Genomic DNA, 1515 nt, shown 5'->3' with positions numbered 1-1515 from the left:
TAATATCACAGTATGGTCGTAATGCAATAGGAAAAGGAGAGAGAGCCATCATGCGCTACGACAAGGGCCGGAAGGACGCATCGCGCAACCGGATCATGGAAGTCGCCGCGCAACGCTTTCGAAGCGACGGCATCGCCGCATCCGGACTGGCAACGATCATGAGCGACGCCGGGCTGACAAACGGCGCCTTCTATCCACACTTCCAGTCCAAGGCCGACCTCGTCCGCGAGAGCATCGCATCGGCATTGGAAGCCCAGTCTCTGCAGCTGCAGGAGGCATTGGCCTCAGGAGGCCTGGAACTGGCTCTGGCGATGTATCTGTCGCCCGAGCATCGGGACCATCCGGAGACCGGCTGCGCTTCGGCGGCGCTGTTGCCGGAAATCGCGCGTCAGCCGGCCGAGACGCGCGGTCTCTACGCCGAAGGGCTGATGACCCTGGTGCGCCAGTTGGCCAAGGACCTGCCGCCGCACACCCAAGATCGCGAGGGCGTGGCGTTGGGCGTATTCGCCGCGCTCATCGGCGCCCTTCAATTGGCCCGAGCGGTCGAAGGAACGGAATTGTCGGACCGCATCCTGGCAGCGGGCGCGGCTGCGGCGCGTGCGCTGGCCCAGCCGAGGCAGACGGATGCAGCATCCTAAGGACATCGATCGTGCTTTTGGTGGTGGCGAAGCTGGTTGCCCGACGCGGCCAGGGCCGCGGGGCGGCAGGCGGCTGCTACCCGCCATCGGCGTCAGCCGGCGCACGGAACGGTGAAACTTTTCGCATGCCGTTCCCGTTGCTTTAGGGATCGCCTGGCAGGCGATCGCAGACCTCCGATCAATGCCCCGCCGGTCCTGCCGGTGGGGCCTTTTTTGAGACTGACGGCGCGGAACCATCAGAGAGCCGGGAAGTTTTGAAATCGCGGGACGCTGCCACGTCGAACCGCCTCCGGGCTCTGGCCACGATTCACGTCAGGGCACGTCGTTTTGCGGCCATGCCGGCAGCCAAAGCGGCTTTTCACATAGGCAATATGAACAAAGACTCGAGAAAATTTCAAGCGATCGTATGATATATTTGGAAAAGTCGAGTTCAGCTTGCGCGAAAAGTGGGAACTTTACCAAAATCCTCCCGTTATATCCTTGATCGTTGCTTAGACGGTCACCAAGCAACAGGGAAGGATTCTATCATGAAAATCAAGATGATCTGCCTTGGCGCCATGGCGCTTTCGATGGTCGCCGGTTCGGCTCTCGCCGCAACGGGCAGCAGCGGGACGTCCGCTCTCGACGATCCAGCCAAGATGCAGCCCTTTTACACGGACTCGACCATGAAGAAGATGCGCAGCAATGATGAGTTCATCAAGGCCTGGAAAGCGCTGACGCCCGACGACCAGAAGATGATGACGACGGCCTGCGCCGACGAGGTCAAGAACGCCAACGCCACCAATACCCATCCGGAATTCTGCAGCAACGTGAAGCAGATTGGCGGCAGCAAGTAGACGCTGCCTCCGGCCCGTCGGAACAGCCCCGCTCGCGGGGC

General features: G+C 61.3%; 2 protein-coding genes. Both read left to right on the top strand.

Annotated elements, in window-relative coordinates; all coding sequences use genetic code 11:
- Nucleotides 1–50 precede the first annotated feature (50 nt).
- Nucleotides 51–638 (top strand): TetR/AcrR family transcriptional regulator, encoded by a 588-nt coding sequence (locus tag C1D09_RS11355; RefSeq protein WP_143974347.1) that lies wholly within the window; start codon nucleotides 51–53, stop codon nucleotides 636–638.
- A gap of 527 nt (nucleotides 639–1165) precedes the next feature.
- Entirely contained in the window at nucleotides 1166–1474 is a 309-nt protein-coding gene (locus C1D09_RS11350; protein ID WP_143974346.1) for a hypothetical protein, read from the top strand.
- Nucleotides 1475–1515: the final 41 nt, after the last annotated feature.

Origin of the sequence: Mesorhizobium intechi (assembly GCF_002879535.1) — a bacterium.
Classification (GTDB): Bacteria; Pseudomonadota; Alphaproteobacteria; order Rhizobiales; family Rhizobiaceae; genus Mesorhizobium; species Mesorhizobium intechi.
Note: the sequence above shows the minus strand (reverse complement) of the source record. Positions and strands in the feature narration are given on the sequence as shown.

Coding starts and splice junctions, on each gene's coding strand:
- C1D09_RS11355 (WP_143974347.1), top strand. CDS start 51: ATGCGCTACGACAAGGGCCGGAAGGACGCATCGCGCAACCGGATCATG.
- C1D09_RS11350 (WP_143974346.1), top strand. CDS start 1,166: ATGAAAATCAAGATGATCTGCCTTGGCGCCATGGCGCTTTCGATGGTC.